Annotated in this window: 25 protein-coding genes and 1 tRNA gene; 20 read left to right on the top strand and 6 right to left on the bottom strand. The window is 72.2% G+C overall.

From position 1 onward, the window contains the following. Nucleotides 1-33: 33 nt before the first annotated feature. Nucleotides 34-603, bottom strand: a complete 570-nt coding sequence (locus FJ657_RS11990; RefSeq protein WP_141163829.1) for a DUF937 domain-containing protein — start codon at nucleotides 601-603, stop codon at nucleotides 34-36. Nucleotides 604-909: 306 nt separating this feature from the next. Here FJ657_RS11990 and argC point away from each other — a divergent pair, with 306 nt between their 5' ends. The 9 genes from argC (at nucleotide 910) to FJ657_RS11950 (ending at nucleotide 9,484) form a co-directional block, all read left to right on the top strand. Continuing rightward, on the top strand, nucleotides 910-1,980 hold the full coding sequence (gene argC / locus FJ657_RS11985; RefSeq protein ID WP_141163828.1) for an N-acetyl-gamma-glutamyl-phosphate reductase: 1,071 nt from the start codon (nucleotides 910-912) through the stop codon (nucleotides 1,978-1,980). Further along, entirely contained in the window at nucleotides 1,977-3,137 is a 1,161-nt protein-coding gene (gene argJ / locus FJ657_RS11980) for a bifunctional glutamate N-acetyltransferase/amino-acid acetyltransferase ArgJ (RefSeq protein ID WP_141163827.1), read from the top strand. The genes argC and argJ overlap by 4 nt, the downstream gene beginning before the upstream one ends. Then, a complete protein-coding gene (gene argB, locus FJ657_RS11975) occupies nucleotides 3,134-4,081 on the top strand; it encodes an acetylglutamate kinase (RefSeq protein ID WP_141163826.1) in 948 nt (315 codons plus the stop codon). Before argJ ends, argB begins: the two co-directional genes overlap by 4 nt. Beyond that, on the top strand, nucleotides 4,078-5,298 hold the full coding sequence (locus tag FJ657_RS11970) for an acetylornithine transaminase (protein WP_141163825.1): 1,221 nt from the start codon (nucleotides 4,078-4,080) through the stop codon (nucleotides 5,296-5,298). Before argB ends, FJ657_RS11970 begins: the two co-directional genes overlap by 4 nt. Further along, entirely contained in the window at nucleotides 5,295-6,230 is a 936-nt protein-coding gene (gene argF, locus FJ657_RS11965) for an ornithine carbamoyltransferase (RefSeq protein ID WP_141163824.1), read from the top strand. Before FJ657_RS11970 ends, argF begins: the two co-directional genes overlap by 4 nt. Before the next feature lie 23 nt (nucleotides 6,231-6,253). Beyond that, the gene (gene argH / locus FJ657_RS11960) at nucleotides 6,254-7,684 is read left to right on the top strand and encodes an argininosuccinate lyase (RefSeq protein WP_141164027.1); all 1,431 of its coding nucleotides are present in this window, start codon (nucleotides 6,254-6,256) and stop codon (nucleotides 7,682-7,684) included. Next, nucleotides 7,681-7,845: a hypothetical protein gene (locus FJ657_RS17100; RefSeq protein ID WP_181408949.1), complete on the top strand. Its 165-nt coding sequence runs from the start codon at nucleotides 7,681-7,683 to the stop codon at nucleotides 7,843-7,845. Before argH ends, FJ657_RS17100 begins: the two co-directional genes overlap by 4 nt. 31 nt (nucleotides 7,846-7,876) lie before the next feature. Continuing rightward, on the top strand, nucleotides 7,877-8,491 hold the full coding sequence (locus FJ657_RS11955) for a DNA-3-methyladenine glycosylase (protein WP_255447290.1): 615 nt from the start codon (nucleotides 7,877-7,879) through the stop codon (nucleotides 8,489-8,491). Nucleotides 8,492-8,599: 108 nt separating this feature from the next. Then, entirely contained in the window at nucleotides 8,600-9,484 is an 885-nt protein-coding gene (locus FJ657_RS11950; protein WP_255447289.1) for an LLM class flavin-dependent oxidoreductase, read from the top strand. Here FJ657_RS11950 and FJ657_RS11945 read toward each other — a convergent pair whose 3' ends face one another. The 3 genes from FJ657_RS11945 to FJ657_RS11935 are packed head-to-tail and all read right to left on the bottom strand — an operon-like array spanning nucleotide 9,485 to nucleotide 11,527. Continuing rightward, nucleotides 9,485-10,099, bottom strand: a complete 615-nt coding sequence (locus tag FJ657_RS11945) for a hypothetical protein (protein ID WP_141163823.1) — start codon at nucleotides 10,097-10,099, stop codon at nucleotides 9,485-9,487. A 43-nt stretch (nucleotides 10,100-10,142) separates the two neighbouring features. Continuing rightward, nucleotides 10,143-10,847: a hypothetical protein gene (locus tag FJ657_RS17095; protein WP_181408948.1), complete on the bottom strand. Its 705-nt coding sequence runs from the start codon at nucleotides 10,845-10,847 to the stop codon at nucleotides 10,143-10,145. Beyond that, complete coding sequence (locus FJ657_RS11935; protein ID WP_141163822.1) at nucleotides 10,844-11,527, bottom strand: DNA-binding protein; 684 nt, start codon at nucleotides 11,525-11,527, stop codon at nucleotides 10,844-10,846. Before FJ657_RS11935 ends, FJ657_RS17095 begins: the two co-directional genes overlap by 4 nt. A 121-nt stretch (nucleotides 11,528-11,648) precedes the next feature. On the opposite strand from FJ657_RS11935, the gene FJ657_RS11930 reads away from it, so the two are divergent. The 9 genes from FJ657_RS11930 to FJ657_RS11890 are packed head-to-tail and all read left to right on the top strand — an operon-like array spanning nucleotide 11,649 to nucleotide 19,957. Further along, entirely contained in the window at nucleotides 11,649-12,698 is a 1,050-nt protein-coding gene (locus FJ657_RS11930) for a DUF817 domain-containing protein (RefSeq protein WP_141163821.1), read from the top strand. Nucleotides 12,699-12,708: 10 nt separating this feature from the next. Then, on the top strand, nucleotides 12,709-13,611 hold the full coding sequence (locus FJ657_RS11925; RefSeq protein WP_141163820.1) for a ParA family protein: 903 nt from the start codon (nucleotides 12,709-12,711) through the stop codon (nucleotides 13,609-13,611). Continuing rightward, complete coding sequence (locus FJ657_RS11920) at nucleotides 13,595-14,425, top strand: segregation and condensation protein A (protein ID WP_141163819.1); 831 nt, start codon at nucleotides 13,595-13,597, stop codon at nucleotides 14,423-14,425. The genes FJ657_RS11925 and FJ657_RS11920 overlap by 17 nt, the downstream gene beginning before the upstream one ends. Continuing rightward, nucleotides 14,418-15,074 (top strand): SMC-Scp complex subunit ScpB, encoded by a 657-nt coding sequence (gene scpB, locus FJ657_RS11915; RefSeq protein ID WP_141163818.1) that lies wholly within the window; start codon nucleotides 14,418-14,420, stop codon nucleotides 15,072-15,074. The genes FJ657_RS11920 and scpB overlap by 8 nt, the downstream gene beginning before the upstream one ends. Then, a complete protein-coding gene (locus FJ657_RS11910; RefSeq protein WP_141163817.1) occupies nucleotides 15,071-16,018 on the top strand; it encodes a pseudouridine synthase in 948 nt (315 codons plus the stop codon). The genes scpB and FJ657_RS11910 overlap by 4 nt, the downstream gene beginning before the upstream one ends. Then, nucleotides 16,015-17,106: a prephenate dehydrogenase gene (locus FJ657_RS11905; protein ID WP_141163816.1), complete on the top strand. Its 1,092-nt coding sequence runs from the start codon at nucleotides 16,015-16,017 to the stop codon at nucleotides 17,104-17,106. The genes FJ657_RS11910 and FJ657_RS11905 overlap by 4 nt, the downstream gene beginning before the upstream one ends. After that, nucleotides 17,103-17,804, top strand: a complete 702-nt coding sequence (gene cmk, locus FJ657_RS11900) for a (d)CMP kinase (protein WP_141163815.1) — start codon at nucleotides 17,103-17,105, stop codon at nucleotides 17,802-17,804. The genes FJ657_RS11905 and cmk overlap by 4 nt, the downstream gene beginning before the upstream one ends. 14 nt (nucleotides 17,805-17,818) lie before the next feature. Beyond that, on the top strand, nucleotides 17,819-19,375 hold the full coding sequence (gene der / locus FJ657_RS11895; protein WP_141164023.1) for a ribosome biogenesis GTPase Der: 1,557 nt from the start codon (nucleotides 17,819-17,821) through the stop codon (nucleotides 19,373-19,375). Between the two features lie 36 nt (nucleotides 19,376-19,411). Further along, entirely contained in the window at nucleotides 19,412-19,957 is a 546-nt protein-coding gene (locus tag FJ657_RS11890) for a hypothetical protein (RefSeq protein ID WP_255447287.1), read from the top strand. 338 nt (nucleotides 19,958-20,295) lie between these two features. Here FJ657_RS11890 and FJ657_RS11885 read toward each other — a convergent pair whose 3' ends face one another. Beyond that, nucleotides 20,296-20,778, bottom strand: coding sequence for an FAD synthase family protein (locus FJ657_RS11885; protein WP_141163814.1), 483 nt, complete (start codon nucleotides 20,776-20,778; stop codon nucleotides 20,296-20,298). Next, nucleotides 20,778-22,304 carry a sugar transferase gene (locus tag FJ657_RS11880; protein ID WP_141163813.1) on the bottom strand — a complete coding sequence of 509 codons (1,527 nt, stop codon included), beginning with the start codon at nucleotides 22,302-22,304 and terminating at the stop codon, nucleotides 20,778-20,780. Before FJ657_RS11880 ends, FJ657_RS11885 begins: the two co-directional genes overlap by 1 nt. Before the next feature lie 647 nt (nucleotides 22,305-22,951). On the opposite strand from FJ657_RS11880, the gene FJ657_RS11875 reads away from it, so the two are divergent. Both FJ657_RS11875 and FJ657_RS11870 read left to right on the top strand, forming a co-directional pair. After that, nucleotides 22,952-23,371 (top strand): YchJ family protein, encoded by a 420-nt coding sequence (locus FJ657_RS11875; protein WP_141163812.1) that lies wholly within the window; start codon nucleotides 22,952-22,954, stop codon nucleotides 23,369-23,371. A 100-nt stretch (nucleotides 23,372-23,471) separates the two neighbouring features. Further along, nucleotides 23,472-23,545: transfer RNA gene (locus FJ657_RS11870), tRNA-Pro, on the top strand. Nucleotides 23,546-23,573 lie beyond the last annotated feature (28 nt).

Here is a 23,573-nt window from a genome sequence, read left to right as displayed (position 1 = left end):
ACGCGTCCTGCCCCTTCTGCGTACGATCCGAGGTCAGCGCTTGCCGCCGCCGAGCAGGCCGCCGAGTCCGCCGAGGATGTCGCCGATCCCACCGCCCGAGCTCGACCCGCCCGAGGAACCCGAGCCGCCGCCGAGCAGCCCGCCGAGGATGTCGCCCAGGCCGCCGCCCGACGACGCCGGGGCGGCGCTCGCCGAGGAGCCCGCATCCTTCTGGCCGAAGAAGCGGTTCGCGAGCCAGGCGAGCACGAGCGGCGCGACGATCGGCAGGATCTTCTCGATCAGTCCCGAGGTGACCGACGACTTCGCGCTCGAGTCGGCCAGCTTCGACGCGACCGGGGCGGCGTTGTCGCCGAAGACGTTCTTGACGATCTTCTGGCCGTCCGCCTCGTCGACGTCGGCGAGGGAGAGCGAGCGTCCCTGGTGGAATCCGAGCGCCTTCTCGAGCGAGGCCCCGCCGCCGTCGGCGACGTTCGCCTGCAGACCGCCGACGAGGCCGGGCAGGATCTGCTGCAGCGCATCCTGGGCGGTGTCCTCGTCGACGCCGACCTGCCGGGCGATGTCGCCGACGGGCAGGGTCTTCAGCAGCTGATCGATGTCCGACATGGGAACCCTCCGCATCCGCCGGGCGACGGCCGCCGCGGCCTCGTGTCGCCAGGCTAGACCGGGCGTTCCTCCGAGCGACAGGGGCTGATGCGCGCTGCTCGATTGTGTCGGGTGTCGCGCGGCGCGCTAGGGTCGACGCGTGGACCTGACGACCGGAGCTCAGCAGCGTGCTGCTCGACGTCTTCGTCGTACGCGCCGAACCGGGGCGTCGTCCCGCCGCTGAGCCTGGCCACGAGCCGAGCCTCACCAGCGCTGACGTCGCCGCCCCGCATCCACGTCCGTCGCTGACATCCTGAGGTATCCGCCATGTCCTACTCCGTCGCCGTCGCCGGCGCGAGCGGCTACGCCGGGGGCGAGCTCCTTCGCCTCCTCGCCGCGCACCCCGAATTCCAGGTCACCACGGTGACCGCGCACAGCAACGCGGGCGAGAGGCTCGCCGCCGTGCACCCGCACCTGCTCAGCTACGCCGACCTCGTGCTGAAGCCCACCGAGGCCGCCTCGCTCGCCGGCCACGACATCGTCTTCCTCGCGCTGCCGCACGGCGCCTCGGGCGCGATCACGGCCGAGCTGCCGGATGACGTGCTCGTCGTCGACTGCGGCGCCGACCACCGTCTGACCGACCCGCAGGCCTGGGCCACCTGGTACGGCGGCGAGTACTACGGCGCCTGGACCTACGGGATGCCGGAGCTGCCGCGCGCCGACGCCGCCACCCCGGCGACCGGGACCGCCGCCGCCCAGCGCGCCGAGCTCGCGCAGACGAAGCGCATCGCCGTTCCCGGCTGCAACGTCAGCGCCGTCACCTTCGGCCTCGCCCCGGGCATCGCGGCCGGGGTCATCCAGGCCGACGACCTGGTCAGCGTGCTCAGCGTCGGCACCTCGGGCGCCGGCAAGAGCCTGAAGACGAGCCTCCTCGCGAGCGAGATCGCCGGCTCGGCCTCGGCCTACGGCGTCGGCGGCGTGCACCGCCACGTGCCCGAGATCATCCAGAACCTCACGGCCGCGGGCGGCACCGGGGTGAGCATCTCGTTCACGCCCGTGCTCGTGCCGATGTCGCGCGGCATCCTCGCCACCTCGACCGCGAAGCTCGGCCCCGGCGTGACCGCCGCCGAGGTGCGCGCCGCATGGGAGGACGCTTACGCCGACGAGCCCTTTGCCCACCTGCTGCCCGAGGGCGTGTTCCCGCGCTCCGGCGACACGACCGGCGCGAACACCGTGCTCGTCGGTCTCGCCGTCGACGAGCGGGCCGGTCGCGTCGTCGTCGTGAGCGCGCTCGACAACCTCGTCAAAGGCACCGCCGGTGCCGCCATCCAGTCGGCCAACCTCGCCGTGGGTCTCGACGAGACCCTCGGCCTGCCCGTGAACGGAGTCGCCCCGTGACCGTCACCACCCCCGCCGGATTCGCGGCCGCCGGCGTGCGCGCCGGGCTCAAGTCGAACGGCAACCTGGATCTGGCGCTCGTCGTCAACCGCGGTCCGCTGAACGCCGCCGCGGCCGTGTTCACCTCGAACCGCGCGCAGGCGAACCCGATCATCTGGTCGCGTCAGGTCATCGCCGACGGTCAGGTCTCGGCGATCGTGCTCAACTCGGGCGGCGCGAACTGCTTCACCGGCGCCGAGGGCTTCCAGACCACGCACGCGACGGCCGAGGGCGTCGCGGCGGCGGTCGGGGTGGATGCGGGCGATGTGCTCGTCTGCTCGACCGGCCTGATCGGCGACCAGCTCGACCGCGCCAAGCTGCTCGCGGGCGTCACCGCCGCGGCCGAGGCGCTCGACACGAGCGACGAGGCCGGCGCGGACGCCGCCGCCGCGATCATCACGACCGACACCCACGCCAAGACGGCCGCCTACCGTTCGGCCGCCGGCTGGAGCCTCGGCGGCATGGCGAAGGGCGCGGGCATGCTCGCCCCGGGCCTCGCGACGATGCTCGTCGTGATCACGACCGACGCGGTGCTCGATTCGGCCCAGCTGGATGCGGCGCTGCGCTCCGCCACGGGCGTCACCTTCGACCGCCTCGACTCCGACGGCTGCATGTCGACGAACGACCAGGTCACGCTGCTGGCGAGCGGTGCCTCCGGCGTCACCCCGGACCTGGCCGAGTTCGCCGAGGCGCTGCGCGAGCTCAGCCTCGACCTCGCGCTGCAGCTGCAGGGCGACGCCGAGGGCGCGAGCCACGACATCGCGATCGAGGTCGTCGGCGCCGAGACCGAGGCCGACGCGGTCGAGGTCGGCCGCTCGGTCGCCCGCAACAACCTCTTCAAGGCCGCGGTGTTCGGCAACGACCCCAACTGGGGCCGGGTGCTCGCCGCAATCGGCACGACGCAGGCGCCCTTCGACCCCTACGCGGTCGACGTGAGCATGAACGGCGTGCGCGTCTGCTCGGCCGGCGGCCCCGACCGCCCGCGCGACGAGGTCGACCTGACCTCGCGCGCCGTGCACGTGCTGATCGACCTGCACTACGGCGCGGCCGAGGCGACGATCTACACGAACGACCTCACGCACGACTACGTGCACGAGAACTCGGCGTACAGCTCATGAGCGACGTGCGCGACCCCGCGACCCGCCCCGAGCGCGACGCGACAGCATCCATCAGTCCGGCCGCCCGTCTGGAGACCGCCGCCGCCAAGGCCTCGGTGCTGATCGAGGCGCTGCCCTGGCTGCAGCGATTCGCCGGCGAGATCGTCGTCATCAAGTTCGGCGGCAACGCCATGGTCGACCGCGCCCTGCAGCAGGCGTTCGCGCAGGACATGGTGTTCCTGCGCTCGGCCGGCATCCGCCCAGTCGTCGTGCACGGCGGAGGGCCGCAGATCTCGGCGATGCTCGACCGGCTCGGCATCCCGAGCGAGTTCAAGGGCGGCTACCGCGTCACGACGCCCGAGGCGATGGACGTCGTGCGCATGGTGCTGACCGGCCAGGTCAGCCGCGAGCTGGTCAGCCTGATCAACGAGCACGGTCCGCTCGCGAGCGCGATCGCGGGGGAGGACGCCGGGCTGTTCGGCGGCCGTCGTCGCGGCGTCGAGATCGACGGCGAGCTCGTCGACATCGGCCTCGTCGGCGACGTCGTCTCGGTCGACCCGGCCGCGGTGATCGCCGAGCTCAACGCCGGCCGCATCCCCGTCGTGTCGTCGATCGCGCCCGACCTCGACGAGCCCGGCTCGTCGCTCAACGTCAACGCCGACTCGGCCGCCGCCAGCCTCGCCGTCGCCCTGGGCGCGGCGAAGCTCGTCGTGCTGACCGACGTCGCCGGTCTCTACGGCGACTGGCCCGACCCGGAGTCGCTCATCTCGCAGATCGACACCGCCGAGCTCACCGCGCTGCTGCCCTCGCTGCAGAGCGGCATGATCCCCAAGATGACCGCCTGCCTGGATGCCGTGCTCGGCGGCGTGCCCAAGGCCGCGGTCATCGACGGCCGCCGCGAGCACTCGATCCTGCTCGAGATCTTCACCAGCGAGGGAATCGGAACGGAGGTGGTGCCGGCATGAGCACCGAGAACGACCTGGACCACTACCAGCAGACGATGATGCCTTCGTGGGGCCGCCCCCTCGCCGCCTTCGAGCGCGGCGCGGGCTCGTACGTGTGGGATGTCGACGGCGTCGAGTACCTCGACTTCCTCGGCGGCATCGCCGTCAACGTGCTCGGCCACGCGCACCCGGTCTTCGTGGAGGCGGTGAGCCGCCAGGCGGCGACACTCGCGCACATCTCGAACTACTTCGTCACGCCGCCGCAGCTCGACCTCGTCGACCGCCTGCTGCGGCTCAGCGGGGGAGACCGAGTGTTCCTCGCGAACTCGGGCACCGAGGCGAACGAGGCCGCGCTCAAGCTCGCGAAGCTGACCGGCAGGCCGCGCATCCTCGCCCTCGACAAGGCCTTCCACGGCCGGTCGACCGGCGCGCTCGCCCTCACCGGCAAGCCGGCGCTGCGCGCGCCCTTCGAGCCGCTCATCGGCGGCGTCGAGCACCTCGCGCCGACCATCCAGGCCCTCGAGGCCGCGATCGGCCCTGACGTGGCCGCCCTGATCGTCGAGCCCATCCAGGGCGAGGCGGGCGTCGTGCCGCTGCCCTCCGGGTATCTCGAGGCCGCGCGCGAGCTCACGCGGAAGCACGGCGCGCTGCTCATCGTCGACGAGATCCAGACCGGCGCCGGCCGCACCGGCGCGTGGTTCGGCTTCCAGCACGCGGGCATCGAGCCCGACGCGATCACGCTCGCGAAGGGCATCGGCGGCGGCTTCCCGATCGGCGCCCTCGTGACCTTCCACGGCACGGGGGACCTGTTCAAGCCCGGACAACACGGCTCCACCTTCGGCGGCAACGCGCTGGCGGGCGCCGTCGCGGATGCCGTGCTCGCCGAGGTCGAGAACGCGGGGCTGGTCGAGAACGCGGCCGCCCGCGGGGTCGAGCTGAGCGAGAAGATCCTCGCTCTCGGCAGCCCCCTGGTGACCGGCGTGCGCGGTCGCGGACTGCTGCTCGGCATCGAGCTCGCGGCGCCCGTCGCGAACGACGTGCGCGCCGCCGCCCACCGCCGCGGACTCATCGTCAACGCCCCGGCCGACGACGTCATCCGCCTCGCCCCGGCGCTCAACATCGGCGACGACGAGATCGCCGTGTTCCTCGAGCGCTTCGGCGCGGCGCTCGCCGACGTCGCCGCCGCATCGGCGCCCACCACCGCATCCGCATCGACCCCGACGGGAGCCCCCGCATGACCCGCCACCTCCTCCGCGACGACGACCTGTCGAGCGCCGAGCAGCTCGAGATCCTCGAGCTCGCCCGCGAGCTGAAGGCCGACCGCTGGGCGCAGAAGCCGCTCGCCGGGCCGCAGAGCGTTGCCGTCATCTTCGACAAGACCTCCACGCGCACGCGGGTCTCGTTCTCGGTCGGCATCGCCGACCTCGGCGGCTCGCCGCTGATCATGGACACCGGCAACAGCCAGCTCGGCGGCAAGGAGAGCCCCTCCGACACCGCCCGCGTGCTCGAGCGCATGGTCTCGGCGATCGTCTGGCGCACCTACGCGCAGACCGGCCTCGAGCAGATGGCGCACGGCGCGACCGTGCCCGTCGTCAACGCGCTGAGCGACGACTTCCACCCCTGCCAGCTGCTCGCCGACCTGCTCACGATCCAGGAGCACAAGGGCACGCTCGCCGGGCTCACGGTCGCCTACGTCGGCGACGGCGCGAACAACATGGCCAACAGCTACCTGCTCGCCGGCGCGACCGCGGGCATGCACGTGCGCATCGGCGCACCCGAGGGCTTCCAGCCCGAGGGGCGCTTCGTGGATGACGCGCGCACCCGCGCGGCGCAGACCGGCGGCTCGGTGCTCGTCACCGCCTCCGCCTCGGAGGCCGTCGCCGGCGCCGACGTCGTCGTCACCGACACCTGGGTGTCGATGGGCCAGGAGGACCAGAAGGCCGACCGCGTCGCGAAGCTCGGCGGCTACCAGGTGACGAGCGAGCTCATGGCCGAGGCCGCGGGCGACGCGATCTTCCTGCACTGCCTGCCCGCCTACCGCGGCTACGAGGTCGCCGCCGAGGTGATCGACGGCGCGCAGAGCGTGATCTGGGACGAGGCCGAGAACCGCCTGCACGCGCAGAAGGCGCTGCTGGCGTGGCTGCTCGCGAAGAACGAGGCCGCGCTGTGAGCGGCGTGGATGGCGCGGCCGGCGTGACCGGCGACGGCTCCAGCGGCGGATCGACCGCCGGCGGTTCCTCGCTCTGGGGCGGACGCTTCGCCGACGGCCCCTCGCCCGAGCTCGAGACGCTGAGCCGCTCGACGCACTTCGACTGGGCGCTCGCGCCCTACGACCTCGCGGGATCGCGCGCGCACGCGCGGGCGCTCGCCGCGGCCGGCTACCTCGTCGCCGACGACCTCGAGCGGATGCTGGCCGGGCTGGATCAGATCGAGGCCGGCTGGCGCGACGGCAGCATCCAGCCGAAGCCCTCGGACGAGGACGTGCACTTCGCGCTCGAACGCGAGCTCGTCGCCGCGGTCGGACCGGAGCTCGGCGGGCGCCTGCGCGCCGGCCGCAGCCGCAACGACCAGATCGCCACCCTCGTGCGGCTCTACCTGCTCGACCACGCGACCACGATCCAGCACCTGCTCGTGCAGACGATCGACGCGATCGCCGGGCAGGCGTCCGCGCACCCGAACGCGCCGATGCCCGGACGCACGCACCTGCAGCACGCTCAGCCGGTGCTGCTGTCGCACCAGCTGCTCGCCCACGCCTGGCCGCTCGTGCGCGACCTCGAGCGCCTGCGCGACTGGCGCGTGCGCGCCGCCGAATCGCCCTACGGCGCCGGCGCGGTCGCGGGTGGGGCCTTGGGGCTCGACCCGGTGCCGATCGCCGCGGAGCTCGGGCTCGGCGCCCCGATGCTCAACTCGATCGACGCGACCGCCTCGCGCGACGTCGTGGCCGAGTTCGCCTTCATCGCGGCGCAGATCGGCATCGACCTGTCGCGCTTCGCCGAGGAGATCATCCTGTGGGCGACGCGCGAGTTCCGCTTCATCCGCCTGCACGACGGCTTCTCGACGGGATCGTCGATCATGCCGCAGAAGAAGAACCCCGACATCGCCGAGCTCGCGCGCGGCAAGAGCGGCCGCCTGATCGGCAACCTGACCGGACTGCTCGCGACGCTCAAGGCACTGCCGCTCGGCTACAACCGCGACCTGCAGGAGGACAAGGAGCCCGTCTTCGACTCCGTGCAGACGCTCGAGGTGCTGCTGCCCGCCTTCGCCGGCATGGTCGCCACCCTCGAATTCGACACGGTGCGCCTCGCCGAGCTCGCCCCGCAGGGCTTCTCGCTCGCGACCGACGTGGCCGACCACCTCGTGCGCGAGGGCGTACCCTTCCGCGAGGCCCACGAGATCTCGGGCGCGCTCGTGCGCTTCTGCGAGGCCGAGGGGCTCGAACTGGATGAGCCGAGCGACGCCCAGTACGCCGCGATCGACCCGCGTCTCACCGGCTCGGTGCGCGCGGTGCTGACGGTCGAGGGCTCGCTCGCGAGCCGCGCCGGCATCGGCGGCACGGCGCCCGAGCGCGTCGCCGAGCAGCTCGCGGCGCTCACCGAGCGCGTGCGCGGACTGGCCGGGCGATGAGCGGGGGTCCGCAGGGCACCGGATCGTCGCGCGAACCGCGCGATCCGAAGGCGCCGCGCCCGCCGCGTCGCTGGGTGCTGCCGCTCGCGGTCGGACTCGCCGCCGCGGTCATCGTGTTCGTGCTGATCGTCGTGATCGTCTCGGGTCAGCGGTTCTTCTGAGGATGCTCCGCTGAGCTCCGCGCCCGATCCCGTGCCAGATCGCGATCTGCTCGAACTGCTGCGGCGCCCCTCGGTCGAGGTGGCGCCGCAGCTGCTCGGCGCCGTGCTGCATGGCCGCGGCGTGAGCGTGCGCCTGACCGAGGTCGAGGCCTATCTGGGCGTCGGCGAGGATCCCGGCTCACACGCCCACCGCGGCCCCACCCCGCGCACGCGCCCCATGTTCGGCGAGCCCGGGCACCTCTACGTGTACTTCTCCTACGGCATGCACACCTGCGCGAACATCGTCTGCTCGCCGCCCGGCTCGGCGTCGGCGGTGCTGCTGCGAGCCGGCGAGGTCGTCGACGGACTCGACACCGCGCGCGAGCGCCGCTCCACGAGCCGCGGGGATGTCGACCTCGCCCGGGGACCGGCACGCCTCACCGTCGCCCTCGGCATCGCCCTCGCCGATGACGGCGCGCCGCTCGACGGCGAGCCCTTCGCGCTCGAGCTGCCGTCCGCTCCGGTGCCCGCGTCGCGCATCCACGCCGGACCCCGCACCGGCGTCTCCGGCGACGGCGGCACCGACGCCTACCCTTGGCGCTTCGCGATCGCCGGCGACCCGACGGTCTCGCCCTACCGCCGCTCGGTTCCGAAGAAGCGCGGCTGACCCAGAACTCCGGTCGGTCGCCGCGACGACCAAGTCGATCCGCTCGGCAGCGCTGCGCGAGTCGTCGGAATCGGTGCGGATGTCGGCGGGGCGCGTCAGGGTGGGGACATGGACGCAGAGCTGCCCCGACTCGGAATGACCTTCGACCCGACCATGCCGCCCGAACGGCTGCTGCCGCTCGCGCGCGCGGTCGAGGAGGCCGGACTCGACGAGCTCTGGGTGTGGGAGGACTGCTTCGCCGAGAGCGGGATCGCGCCGGCGGTGGCGGCGCTCGCCGCGACGACGCGCATCCGTGTCGGCATCGGACTGCTGCCGCTGCCGCTGCGCAGCACCGCGATCACGGCGATGGAGCTGGCGACGATCGATCGGATGTTCCCCGGGCGCTTCATCGCGGGCATCGGCCACGGCGTGCAGGAGTGGATGGGCCAGGCCGGCGTGCGGGTCGCCTCGCCGCTGACGCTGCTGCGCGAGTCGGCGGAGGCGATGCGGCGGCTCTTCGCGGGCGAGGAGGTGACGGTCGAGGGGCGCTACGTGAAGCTCGACCGGATCAAGCTGACCTGGCCGCTCGACGCCCCGCTCGAGCTGCACGTCGGCGGAGGAGGGCCGAAGTCGCTCGCGCTCGCCGCCGAGGTCGGTGACGGGGTGCTGCTCGGCGCCCCGCAGACGATCGGGGAGGTGCGCGCGATGGCCGAGCTGGCCGAGCGCACGGCGGGACAGCCCCGACCCCTCGGTGTCGGCGTCATCACCGCGGTCGGCGAGGCCGGTGTCGAGCGTGCGGCGGCCGACGCGATCGCGTGGCGTCCCGAGGGGCTGGCTGCGGGTGAGGACTACGCCGCCGGCACCGCGGAGCAGATCGCCGAGCGGTTCCGCGACTACGCCGAGGCCGGGGCGACGCGCCTCATCGCGCAGGCCCCGCGCCACGAGAGCGTCGACGACGTCGAGGAGCTCGTGCGCGTGCTCGGCCGGGAGGTGCTGCCGCTGCTGCGCCGCTGATCAGACCCGAGCGCGGTTCAGGCCCAGGGTCGTTGCGACCACATCCGCGTACACATCTGCATTGTTCTTGTGAACTCGAGCAGCTGCTCCCGAATAGTGAGGGACACGGCGAATCGAACTAGCCGGTATCTGCAGTTCCTTCTCGATCACGTCGCGATGGCGATTCACGCCGGTGAAGGTCTTCGCACCGAGACACACGATCGTGTCGACGTTGGCGAGAAGTCGAGCTTGCTCGATCAATGAATCGACGGACGAGCGAATCTGTTCGGGGAGCGCGCGCACTTTGCGAGAGTCGGATTCGGCGTGCTCTGGGTGCAGGTCTGTCATGTACGCGCCCCAGAGGCTGGTGCCGTGGAACGCTCGCGCGAGGAAGAGATCGTTGTGCTTTCGGGCTGAGGAGTGGAAGTTCCCCCAGTCGGGCGTGTTCTCCTCGGTTTCGACAGCCCGGTCCGTGCCGGGGTTCAGTGAGACGATCATCGCCGTGTCGATGAGGTCTCTTTCGGCCCGCTCGACAGGAAAGCGTGCTTCTTCGGTGAGCCGGCCCGCGTGATCGGTCGGCCAGACAGCCCATGACGCGGCCCGTCGATAGCTCTTCATCGTCTCGAGCAAGCTCATTCGACTTCCGTCCGTCTCAGGATCTCAGCGGCGGAGCGACGGCTCAGCCGAGCTTCGGGATGAGGCCGGTCACGAGGATGAGCGCCGCGCAGCTGCCCGCCCAGATCATGCTCACGAGCGTCCCGATGATGAAGCGCTCGCGCGCGGCCGAGCTGTCGAGGTCGTTGAAGCGTCCGAGGCCCTTGATCGCGATGACCGCGGCGAGCACCTCGATGTGGCCGAGTGCGATCGAGCCGATGATCGCGAAGCGCTCCAGGTAGCCGATCACGCCGCCGCCGCGCAGCACCTCGCGCGGAGGGGGTGCGTCGGAGGCGCTCGACGGGCGCAGCGTCTCGTCGGGCACGCCGATGCCGGCGCCCGCGCTTCCGCCGGCGTCCGCTGTCCCGCCCGGGGACGCCGCGCCGGTCGCCCGCACCCGATCCGAGTCGGCGCGGATGCCCGCGTTCTCGCTCGCGCCGCGTCCCGCATCCGCCGCCGGCGCCGTGCGTCGCAGGATCAGCATCGTGAGCGGCGAGCCCGCGACGACGCCGGCGGCGGCGATCACGAGCGCGAGCAGAGCCTCGAGCACGGGCGAGTGCGAGGGGATGCGCACGCCCAGCAGAGCGAGCAGGAGTCCGAGGGCGATCGGCACGACCGGCACCAGTCCGGCGACGGGACGGTCGCGACGCACGCCGAGCGCGGCGACGACGGTGGCGGCGGCGATCACGAGGATCGCGAGGATCCAGAGCACGATGTGCAGGGCGGTCACGGGCGCGCTCCCTTCGCTCGGGTCGACCCCGGCGAGACGGGGCCCGAGGCCACTGTGCCGTCGGCCGCCGACACCGTGGCGCTCGACGTCGGCGCGTCGGCGAGCTCGAGCAGCCGCACGAGCGCCGGGACGGCGGCGGCCTCCGCAGCGATCTCCGCGGCGCGGGCGCGCTGGCTGGCCGCCTGCGGGGTGATGCCCAGCTGCTGGGCGGCATCCGCCTGGGTGAGGCCCGTGCTGAGCAGGTCGGCGAGCTCCCAGCCCGGCGGGCTGCGGCGTGCGCGCAGCAGCAGCAGCAGGTCGGCGAGCGGCTCGATCGCGGCGGATCCGAGGGCGTCGACGCCGCCGCGCACGCTGAGGCGGGTGCGGCTCTTCTTCGCCGCCTCGACGGCGTCGCGCGCGGCGACGAACGCGGGCCCGGTGCTCGCGCGGGTGCTGTCGGCGAGTCCGTCGACGGCGCCGATGCCGCATCCCACGCTCCATCGCCCGTCGCGGCTGAGTCGCAGCACGAGCTCGACCGCGGTGCGGGCGTCGGCCGTGACGGCCTGCAGCTCGTCGCCGGCCGTGCGGTCGGCGGGCAGCGCGAGTCGGGGGCCGAGCGCGCCCTGGATGTCGGCGAGCGCACCGGCGACGAGGTCGGCGGTGCGGCGGCTGCCGACCTGGTCGGCGGTGATCACGAACATGCGAACTCCTCCGCTGTGAAGTCTAGAACCTTGATCTTGGTCGAATCAAGGCCGGAGACTTCACAGGATGCGCGGCTAGCGTCGCACGCTTCCGGCATCGACCGGTGAGGACAGGAGCACCATGACACGGTTCGGGGAACGCGGCGACGGCGCACGACCCGGCGCGCGCTTCACCTCCGTCGAGCAGTGGCTCGACGACCGCGCCCGCGCGCTGCTCGTCCGGGGGCGCGCCGCTCCCGACAGCCGTACCGGGCGCCTCCGCGCCGCCGTGCTCGAGTTCCTCGTCTTCGGCGCGAAGCAGGCGTGGGCGTGCCTGTTCGGCGCGCTCATGCTCGCCGTGATCGTGCTCGCCCGGGTCGCCTACCCCGAGGGCGTCGCGCTCGCCCGCAGCGACGCGCTCACGATCGCCGCGGTCGGCATCCAGGTGCTCATGCTGATCGCGCGACTCGAGACGCTGCGCGAGCTGCGCGTGATCGTGCTGTTCCACCTCGTCGGCACCGGCATGGAGCTGTTCAAGACCGGCGTCGGCTCGTGGGAGTACGACCTCGACGGCGTGCTGCACATCGGCGCGGTGCCGCTCTACACGGGGTTCATGTACGCGGCCGTCGGGTCGTACATGGTGCGCGTCGTGCGGCTCTTCGACCTGCGCTTCACGGCCTATCCGCCGCGCTGGCTCGCCGGCGTGATCGCGGCGCTCATCTACGTCAACTTCTTCACCCAGCATTGGATGATCGACCTGCGCTGGGTGCTGCTGGCGGCGGTCGTCGTGGTGTTCCTGCGCACGACGATGCACGTGCGGGTGTGGCGACGTCGGTTCCGGATGCCGGTGCTGCTGGCTTTCGCGCTCGTCGCGCTCTTCATCTGGTTCGCCGAGAACATCGGCACCCGGGCGGGAGCGTGGACCTACCCCGACCAGCAGGACGGCTGGCACCTCGTGTCGCCGGTGAAGATCGTCTCCTGGTTCCTGCTGATGATGATCTCGGTCGCGCTCGTGACCTGGGTGTATCCGCCGCAGCCGCCGGATCCGACGCCCGTCGACGCCCCCGAGGCGCCTGCCGACGAGCCGGACGGCTCCGCCGCCGATCGCATCCCTTCACCTTCAACCAGAGGTCGAGGTGACCCTGCCGACCCGGGTGCGGCGGAGCGCGGACCGACCCCGCCGCGCTCGTAGACTCGCGGCCATGGCAGCCAAGCGGAACGACGTCGCTGAGCTCCCCGGCCTGGATGTTCCCGGTACCGCGGAGCCGAAACTCGGCCCCACCGGCCGGCCCCTGCGCGAGTTCCCCGTCCCGGCGCCGCTGAACGGTCACGGCCCCGCGCGCATCATCGCCCTCTGCAACCAGAAGGGCGGCGTCGGCAAGACCACGACCACGATCAACCTCGGCGCGAGCCTGGCGCAGTACGGCCGCCGCGTGCTCGCGATCGACTTCGACCCGCAGGGCGCGCTCAGTGCCGGGCTCGGCATCAACACCCACGACCTGCCGACGATCTACGACCTGCTGCTCGGCTCGGAGAAGGACACGCTCTCGACGATCGTCGAGACCTCCACGCCCGGGCTCGACATCATCCCCGCGAACATCGACCTCTCGGCCGCCGAGGTGCACCTCGTCAACGAGGTCGCCCGCGAGATGATCCTCGCCCGCGTGCTGCGTCGGGTCAGCGACCGCTACGACGTCATCCTCATCGACTGCCAGCCCTCGCTCGGGCTGCTCACCGTCAACGCGCTCACCGCGGCGCACGGCGTGCTCATCCCGCTCGAGTGCGAGTTCTTCGCCCTGCGCGGCGTCGCCCTGCTGATCGAGACGATCGACAAGGTGCGCGACCGGCTCAACCCGGCGATCACGCTCGACGGCATCCTGCCGACGATGTTCGACCCGCGCACGCTGCACTCGCGCGAGGTGCTCGAGCGCGTCGTCGAGACCTTCGGCGACCGCGTGCTCGAGTCGGTCATCGGCCGCACCGTGAAGTTCCCCGACGCCTCCGTCGCCGGCACCCCGATCACGACCTTCGCGCCCGAGCACGCGGCCGCCGAGTCGTACCGCCGGGTCGCCCGCGAGCTCGTCGCGCGTGGCGCCGTCGCCTGACGCCGAGGCGGAGGCCGCCGCCGTCGAGGAGACCACGGGCTTCCGCCTCTCGATCGACAACTTCGACGGCCCCTTCGATCTGCTGCTGTCGCTCATCACGCAGCACCGCCTCGACATCACCGAGGTGTCGCTGAGCGCCGTCACGAACGAGTTCATCGCCTACCTGCGCGGGCTCGACACCGAGACCGAGCTCGATCAGGCGAGCGAGTTCATCGTCGTCGCGGTGACGCTGCTCGACCTCAAGGTCGCCGGTCTGCTGCCACGCGGCGAGCTCGTCGACGCCGAGGATGTCGCCCTGCTCGAGGCGCGCGACCTGCTCTTCGCGCGGCTGCTGCAGTACCGGGCCTTCAAGGAGGTCGCGGGCTGGTTCGCCGGCAGCCTCGAGCTCGAGGCCGGCCGGCACGTGCGCTCGGTGCGGCTGGAGGAGAAGTTCCGACGCCAGACGCCGGAGCTGCGCTGGACCCTCAGCGTCGACGACTTCGCCGCCCTCGCGACGCTCGCCTTCACACCGCGCGAGGTGCCGACCGTCGGGCTCGACCATCTGCACGCGCCGCTCATCAGCATCCGCGAGCAGGCCGCCCACGTGGTCGCGCTGCTGCGCAGCACGGGCGAGACGCTGAGCTTCCGCGAGCTGTGCGCCGGCGCCGAGCAGAAGGGCGTCGTCGTGGCGCGCTTCCTGGCCGTGCTCGAGCTCTACCGCAACGCCGCGATCTCGTTCGAGCAGCTCGAGCCGCTCGGCGAGCTGACGGTGCGGTGGACGGCCGCGCACTGGAGCGACGACAGTCTGGCTAACCTGGGGGCCGACTATGGATGATCCGCAGAGCGCCGACGAGACCCTCGAGAGCGAGGTCGGCGCCGCGGCGACCGCTGAGGTCGAGGCCCCAGCGACGCGCGCGCCGATCGCCGACCTCGACCGGGCGCTCGAGGCGATCCTCATGGTCGTCGACGAGCCGCAGTCGCTCGTCGCGCTGGCGAGTGCGGTGGATGCGCCGGTGAAGACCGTGCGCGCGGCGATCGACCGCCTCGTCGCCGACTACGACGGCGCGGGCGACGCGGCCGGGGGCACGGTGCGCCGCGGCTTCGAGCTGCGGGAGGTCGGCGGCGGCTGGCGCATCTACGTGCGCGCCGAGCACGACGCGGTCGTCGGCGACTTCGTGCTCACCCAGAACCCGACCAAGCTCTCCCAGGCGGCGCTCGAGACGCTCGCCGTGATCGCCTACCGCCAGCCGATCACCCGCGGGGCCGTCGCCAGCATCCGCGCCGTCAACGTCGACTCGGTCGTGCGCACCCTGCTCGGCCGCGGCCTCATCGCCGAGTCGCACACCGACAGCGAGACCGGCGCCATCAACTACAAGACGACCGATCTGCTTCTCGTGCAGCTCGGCATCAACTCGATCGAGGAGCTGCCGCTGATCTCGCCGCTGCTGGCGGATGGCGTGGACGGCTTCGGAGACGCACGATGAGCGATCACAGCGGATTCAACGACGGAAACGACCCCCACAACCCCGCCGGCGAGCGCCTCCAGAAGGTGCTGGCGGCCGCCGGCGTCGCCTCGCGGCGCGTGTGCGAGGAGTACATCGCGAGCGGCCGGGTCGAGGTCAACGGCCAGGTCGTGACCGAGCTCGGCACCCGCATCGACCCGCTCGTCGACCTGGTGAGCGTCGACGGCACCGCGATCCAGCTCGACCCGGGCAAGCGCTACGTCATGCTCAACAAGCCGACCGGCGTGATCAGCACGATGAGCGACGAGAAGGGCCGCCCCGATCTGCGCGAGTTCACCGTCGACTACGAGGAGCGCCTGTTCAACGTCGGCCGACTGGACGCCGACACCAGCGGACTGCTGCTGCTGACGAACGACGGCGACCTCGCCCAGGTGCTCGCACACCCCTCCTTCGGCGTCGAGAAGACCTACATCGCGACCGTGCGCGGCGAGGTCTTCCCGAACGTGCTGCGCACTCTCGAGAAGGGCATCGAGCTCGACGATGGACCCATCCGCGCCGACCGCGCCCGGCTGATCGGCGAGCCCTCGAAGGGTCAGTCGATGGTCGAGATCACGCTGCACTCGGGGCGTAACCGCATCGTGCGCCGCATGCTGGATGCCGTCGGCCACCCGGTCGACGCCCTGGTGCGCCGCCAGTTCGGCCCGCTGCACCTCGGGACACTGGGGCTCGGACGCAGCCGCGACCTCAGTACACTGGAGCTCGGCCGGCTGCTGACGATCTCGCGCGCCGGCGGCGTTCCCGGGTCAGGCTCGGGGCAGGACGCCCGTCGCGGCGGCAAGCCCGGCGCGAAGAAGGATGCGGGCCAGGCCCGCTCCCGCCAGACCATCAGCACGAAGAGCACCGGCACGACCGGCGGCGCCCGCCGCACGACCGCCCGCCCCGACACGAGGAACCGCCGCCCATGACCGATCGACGACTCGCCGAGAGCGTGCGCGTCGTCGGCAGCGGACTCCTCGGCACGAGCATCGGACTCGCGCTGACGAAACGCGGCGTGGATGTCGTGCTCGACGACGCCTCGCCCTCGGCACGGCGCCTGGCGATCGACTACGGCGCCGGCCGCGCGCCCGCCCCGGGTGACGCCCCCGGCCTGATCGTCGTCGCGGTGCCGCCCGACGTGATCGCCCGCGTCGTCGCCGCCGAGCTCGCCGCCTACCCCGACGCCCTCGTGACCGACGTCGCGAGCGTCAAGCGCGCCCCGCTCGACGAGCTCGTTGCCGCCGGCGCCGACGTCTCCCGCTACATCGGCAGCCACCCGATGGCCGGCCGCGAGCGCGGGGGAGCGGTCAGCGCGCGCGCCGACCTCTTCGTCGGCCGTCCGTGGATCATCGCCGGCCACGACGGCATCAGCTACCGTCGCGCGGCCGCGCTCGAAGACCTCATCCTCGACCTCGGAGCCACCCCGATCGAGATGGATGTCGAAGCGCACGACGCCAGCGTCGCGCTCGTCTCGCATGCCCCGCAGCTGATCGCCTCGCTGCTCGCCACCCGCCTGACCGGCGGCAGCGATGAAGCCCTCGCGATCGCCGGGCAGGGCCTGCGCGACACGACCCGCATCGCCGCGAGCGACCCGGTGCTCTGGGGTCAGATCCTCAGCGCGAACGCCGACGCGATCGCCGCGGTGCTCCGTCCGCTGCGCGACGACCTAGATGCCGTGATCGGCGCGCTCGCCGACATCGACGCCCCCGGCGCGCGACGCACCCTCGTCGAGGCCGTCGCCGAGGGCAACGTCGGCGTCGGCCGACTGCCCGGCAAGCACGGGCACAGCGGCCGCTACACGACCCTGACGATCAAGATCGACGACCGCCCGGGCCAGATCGGCCGCCTGCTCACCGAGATCGGCGAGGAGGGCGTGAACATGGAAGACCTGCGGCTCGAGCACTCGCCCGAGGCCGAGGTGGGCTTCGCCGAGATCGCGGTCGTGCCCGAGGCCGCCGGACGCCTCGCCGACGCGCTGACCGCGCGCGGCTGGACCATCATGGAGGCCGAGAGATGACCACCACCGCATCGCCCGTCGTCGTCGCCGTCGACGGCCCCGCTGGCAGCGGCAAGTCGAGCGTCAGCCGCGCCGCCGCCCGTGAGCTCGGCTACGACTTCCTCGACACCGGCGCCGCCTACCGCGGCCTCGCCTGGCACGCCCTCGACGCCGGCATCGACCTCGACGACGCGGATGCCGTGCGCGGCCTGCTCGCCGCCTTCGACTACCGCGTCGTGCCCGCCCCGGGCGGAGCGCACGTGTCCGTCGGCGGCAACGACGTGACCGAGGCGATCCGCGAGCCGCGCGTCACCGCCGTCGTCAGCAGCGTCGCCCGCGTGCCCGAGGTGCGCGTGGCGCTCAACGACGTGTTCCGCCGCCTGATCCGCGAGACGCCGAGCCCCGGCATCGTGGTCGAGGGCCGCGACATCACGACGGTCGTCGCCCCCGACGCCCAGGTGCGCATCCTGCTCACCGCCGACGAGGAGGTGCGCATCGCCCGCCGTGCGGCCGAGCTCACCCCCGACCAGGCCGCGACCGCCCGGCAGCTCGCCGAGCGCGACAAGGCCGACGCGAAGGTCGTCGACTTCCTCACCGCCGCCGACGGCGTGACGACCCTCGACTCCACTCATCTGAACTTCGCCGAGACGATCCAGGCCGTGGTCGATCTCGTGCACGACACGGTCGGCGACCCGACCGAGGACGGGGGTGCGCTGTGAGCGCCCGCGACGACATCACCTCGACCGGAGCCGGCGGCTCGGGCGGCTCCGGCGACGAGCCGGAGTTCGACGACAGCCTCGTCGGCGACGACGGAGTCGACTACGCCGAGCGACTCGACGCGCTCGATGACGCCGAAGCCGAGCAGCGCGCCGCCTCGCTGCGCGCCGGACTCGACGACTTCGACCTCGACGAGGAGGACCTCGAGCTGCTCGAGGCCTCGGCCGAGGGACCCGAGGGCATCTACTACCTGCCGGCGCTGCCGGTGCTCGCGATCGTCGGACGACCGAACGTCGGCAAGTCGGCGCTCGTGAACCGGATCCTCGGCCGCCGTGAGGCCGTCGTCGAGGATGTGCCCGGCGTCACGCGCGACCGCGTCTCCTACAAGGCCGAGTGGCTCGGTCGCCGCTTCACGCTCGTCGACACCGGCGGCTGGGAGCCCGACGCGCAGGGCATCAACGCCTCCGTCGCCGCGCAGGCCGAGGTCGCCGTCGACCTGGCCGACGCCGTGCTGTTCGTCGTCGACGTCAACGTCGGCGCCACCGCGACCGACGAGCACGTCGTGCGGATGCTGCGCGCCGCCCACAAGCCCGTCATCCTCGTCGCGAACAAGGCCGACGACGCGATCCGCGACCCCGAGGCCGCCGTTCTCTGGGGCCTCGGCCTCGGCGAGCCCTGGCCCGTCTCCGCCTTGCACGGCCGCGGCGTCTACGACCTGCTCGACCACGTCATGACCGTGCTGCCCGAGATCTCGGCCGTCGCCAAGGAGGAGATCGGCGGACCCCGCCGCGTCGCCATCCTCGGCCGCCCGAACGTCGGCAAGAGCTCGCTGCTCAACAAGGCCGCGGGCGAGGAGCGCGTCGTCGTCAACGAGCTCGCCGGCACGACCCGCGACCCCGTCGACGAGCAGATCGAGCTCGGCGGAACGATCTGGCGCTTCGTCGACACCGCCGGCATCCGCAAGCGCGTGCACCTGCAGCAGGGCGCCGACTTCTACGCCTCGCTGCGCACCTCGGCCGCGCTCGAGAAGGCCGAGGTCGCGATCGTCGTGATCGACGTGACCGAGCCCGTCTCGGTGCAGGACCTGCGCATCATCGACCTCGTGCTCGAGTCGGGTCGTGCGCTCGTGCTCGCCTACAACAAGTGGGATCTGCTCGACGACGACCGCCGCCGCTACCTCGAGCGCGAGATCGAGCAGGACCTCGCGCACGTCGCCTGGGCCCCGCGCGTCAACATCTCGGCCCGCACCGGACGTCACCTCGAGAAGCTCGTGCCAGCGCTCAACGTCGCGCTCGAGTCGTGGGACACCCGCATCCCGACCGGCAAGTTCAACGCACTGCTCGCCGAGCTCGCCGCCGAGCACCCGCACCCGGTGCGCAGCGGAAAGCAGCCGCGCATCCTCTTCGGCACGCAGGCCTCGACCCGCCCGCCGACCTTCGTGCTGTTCACGAGCGGCTTCCTCGACCCCGGCTACCGCCGCTTCATCACGCGTCGCCTGCGCGAGGTCTACGGCTTCGAGGGCACGCCGATCCAGGTCAACATGCGCGTGCGTGAGAAGCGCAAGCGCTCCTGAGCGCCGCCGAGACCGAGCTGCGGTGAGGGTGCTGCGATGATCCGCGCGATGCTGCGCTTCGTGGATGCGGCGAGCCGGCTGCTGGCGCCCGCCGAGCCCGTCTGGCGTCGGCTCGACCGGGTCGGCGGCGGGCGGCTCGCGGCGCGGCGCATGCACCCGGACTTCGAGGGGGATGCGCGACTGCGCCGCGGCTTCGCGGGGATCTTCTGGATCCTCACCGGCGAGGTCGTGATCGGCGCGGCGGCTCTGGTCGTCGCGATCGTGCTGGCCGCGGTCGGGACCGTCGAACCCCCGGCGGTCTGGTTCCGTTCGATCGCGGTGCTCGCGATCACGGCGACGCTGCTCTACTTCGCCTGGCGGGCGTGGCTCGGCTGGTACTGGGCCTACTCGCGTCTGCGTCTGTTCAGCCGGGTCTTCCCGATCGTGACGCTCGTGATCGCGGCGATCCCGGGGATCTATCCGCTGTGGATGGTGTTCGAGCAGATCCTGTTCAGCCTGCTGCTCATCGGCGTGGGCGACATCCTCACGAGCGATCGCTTCCGCGAGGCGTTCCCGAAGCCGGTCGCGGCCGCGCACGACTGAGCGCTGGCGAACTGAACGCTGCCGGACTGAGCGCTGGCGAACTGATCGCCGGCGGACTGATCGCTGGCGGACCAGGCGCGCGCGGCGCGCTCGGTACGGGGCCGCGGCGCTGTCCCCGGCGCCGCGACCCCGTTCCCGCTCCCGGGATCACACGAGAGCTGTGCGACCCGGTTCGGCTGGGTTCCGATCGCGGGAAGCCGCCGTGAGGGTGGATCCGGGCGGCGCCTGCCCCGAGACGTGAGCGCTCACGCCTGCTACGACGCCGAGGACCGGCACCCCCACGACGACGTGGGAGGGGACGCGGTGGGGCGTGCGTCCGGAGTTCTGTGGAGAGCACCTCATGAGACCGCACCCTGTGAGGCGAGCTGCTCGGGATCGCCGGGGTCGCCGGGTCGGCGGCCGCTGGCGAGGAGGGCGATGTCGTCGAGCGCCCGCCGCAGCGAGGTGCTCGAGGTCGACATCGTGTAGGGGAAGTAGACGACCTCGACGCCGACGGCGCCCATCTCGGCCTCGACCTGACGGCCCTTCTCGGTGCCGCGCCAGTCGTCGCCTTTGAAGAACAGGTCGAAGCGCAGGTCGTGCCACATGTCGAGCTTGCTGCCGTCTTCGACGACGGCTTCGTCGACGTAGCGCATGCTGCCGACGATCTCGAGGCGCTCCGCGAGGGGGATGACCGGAGTGATGCCCTTCGTCTGCAGCAGCTTCTCGTCGCTGACGACCCCGGCGATCAGCCGGTCGCACTGGCTGCGCGCGTGCTTGAGGATGTTGAGGTGGCCGACGTGGAAGAGGTCGAAGGCCCCGGCGGCGTATCCGACGCGCATCAGTAGGCCCCCGTTCCGCGCACGACGACCTTGACCGTGCGCCAGAGCAGCAGCAGGTCTCCGGTGATCGACCAGTTCTCGACGTAGTAGAGGTCGAGGCGAACGCTCTCGTCCCAGTCGAGGTCGGAGCGGCCGCCGACCTGCCACATCCCGGTCAGGCCGGGCTTGATGAAGAGCCGGCGCTGCACGTGGCTCTGGTAGCCCTCCACCTCGGAGGGCAGCGGGGGCCGCGGGCCGACGAGGCTCATGTGGCCGGCGAGGATGTTGAACAGCTGCGGCAGCTCGTCGAGCGAGCAGCGGCGCAGGATGCGGCCGACGCGGGTCACCCGCGGGTCGGCGCGCATCTTGAACAGCACGCCGTTGCCGTCGGAGGTCTGCTGCAGTGCGGCGAGGCGCGCCTCGGCATCCACCACCATCGACCGGAACTTGAGCATCGGGAAGCGCGAGCCGCCGAGCCCGACGCGCTCCTGCCGGAACAGCACCGGTCCGGGGCTGTCGAGCCGCACTGCGAGGGCGATGACGCCGATGAGCGGGGCCAGGGCGAGCACGCCGCCGCCGGCGAGCACGATGTCGAGCGCGCGCTTGAGCACGTGGCGGGCACCGCGGAATTGCGGCAGCTCGACGTGCATGAGGGGCAGACCCTCGACGGGGCTGATGTGGATGCGCGGACCGGCCACGTCGGTCAGCGCGGAGGCGAGCACGAGCTCGGTGACGGTGCCTTCGAGGTCCCAGCTGAGCTGGCGGATGTACTGCCGATCCCCGGTGGGGATGCCGGCGACGATGACGGCATCCACACCGAGGCGCGCCGCGGCATCCGCGACCGTCTCGAGGTCGGCGACGAGGGAGATGCGTTCGCCCGCGACCTCGAGGTGACGGCGCTTGGCCCGGGGGATGGCCGCGCCGATCACGCGATAGCCCGCACTGCGGCGGCTCTCGATCTGGGCGATCACGTGCTCGGCCTCACGTCGAGGGCCGACGACGATCGCCGTCGAGAGGTAGCGGCCAGCGGCGCGCTGCCCGCCGAGCCAGGTGCGCCACGCCCACCGTCCGATGAGCAGCGCGGTGGTGCCGCCGGCGAAGACGCCGACGCCGACCGGGAGGGTGTCGCCGTGGTCGACCAGCGCGAGCAGCGTCGCGTAGGCGGCGAACGAACCGACGCTCGCGGTGACCACGCGGCGGTACTCGGCGGTGCCGACTCCGACCGTGCGGCTGTCGCGGGTATGCGCCAGGGAGAGCAATCCGAGCCAGCCGACGGCGATCAGCACGAGGAGGCTCCACTCCACGTACTGGGTCGCTGCCGGCCGGCCCGGCTCAACGATGCGGCTCGCCCAAGAGCCGGTGATCACCGCCGAGGCCACGATGAGCGTGTCCGTGACCGAGATGCGGCGGCGCAGCCGACGCACCCAGTCCGGGTCGCTCGCGAGCGGCGACGTCAGCCGTGACGCGACGCTCGAAAGAAGGGATGAGGAGGGGCCGGCGACGCCGGTGACGCCGACGCCCGAGGCGGTGGGGTCGTGCGCGGTCATGAGCGCACATCCCCTCGAACTCCGGAGGCGATCTGATCGGTGGCGCCCCGGCGGCCGCTCCGGTCGTCGCTGTGCACGGCGGCGGCGCGGTCAGCGCAGCGCGTCGCGGGGGCGACGGGACGCGCGAGCGCGCCGAGGGGGCGGGAGGGCATCGGGATCCGATCCAGAAAGGTGGGGGCGACTTTCCAGAGCAGACGAGTCGGGGCGAACCGCGTCGTCGTGCTGGCGGTTCAGCGGGATGCGAGAGGCGTCAGGTTCGGGGTGCAGACCGTCGGGATTTCTCGATCCTGCCGAGCCGTCGTGGCGGGCAGGCCGCGCGAGGGGTCGCGCGGTCTTTCGAGTTATCGCGTTCGGGGGGTTCTTGGGCGAGAACCGCGGAGCGTCCGATGCGGGTGTTCGGGGCGTTCGGTGGTGCAGTCGGGTGATGCTGATCGGCGACGAGATCGGGGGAGATCGTTCACCGGTGGTAAGTAGGTTGGCCCTCGCTCGGGGGGCGTGTCAATACTGCGAGACTTTCGGATCTCGTGGCAGCAGTGGATTGCTCAGCTCCCCGAGCTGTACTCCGACGCCGCGAGTCCAGCAAAACCGGGGGAGTCGGTCCGACGAAGCAAGGATGGATCAGGGATGATCACCAGGTGAATTCAGGGATGACCCGGAGTGCCGCTGACACCCGGGCGGCAGCGGATCCGCCGCTCGACTGCCCGTGCGGCGGCGGGCTCTACGCGGAGTGCTGCGGGCCGATCCACGCCGGCGTCGTCGCCGCGCCGACGGCGGAGCGGCTGATGCGGTCGAGGTTCAGCGCCTTCGCGCTCGGCCTGCTCTACTACCTGCGCCGCAGCTGGCACCCGTCAACGCGTCCTGCTGAGCTCGATCTCGACGACGAGGTCGTCTGGCGCCGCCTGCAGATCGTCGACACCCAGGGCGGCGGCGAGGATGCCGATCAGGGCGAGGTCGAGTTCCGCGCGTCGTTCCGCGGTGCCGACGGCGTGGGCCTGATGCACGAGCGCTCGCGCTTCGTCCGTGTCGACGGCCTCTGGGTCTACGTCGACGGCGACCAGCTCGACTGAGCCGCCGACGCGGGCGCGCCCGACGCGGGGACGTGTACTCCGCCGGCCTCCGCGTCCGGTAGGCTTGCTCATCGTGCCGGAGTGATCCGACGCGAAGCCACGGGCTGTGGCGCAGCTTGGTAGCGCACCTGACTGGGGGTCAGGGGGTCGCAGGTTCAAATCCTGTCAGCCCGACACATTCTTGTAATCTTGCTCGACCGTG

This window comes from Schumannella soli (assembly GCF_006517435.1).
Lineage (GTDB): Bacteria > Actinomycetota > Actinomycetes > Actinomycetales > Microbacteriaceae > Schumannella > Schumannella soli.
The sequence above is the reverse complement of the archived record's forward strand: the minus strand, read 5'-3'. Positions and strand labels throughout refer to the sequence as shown.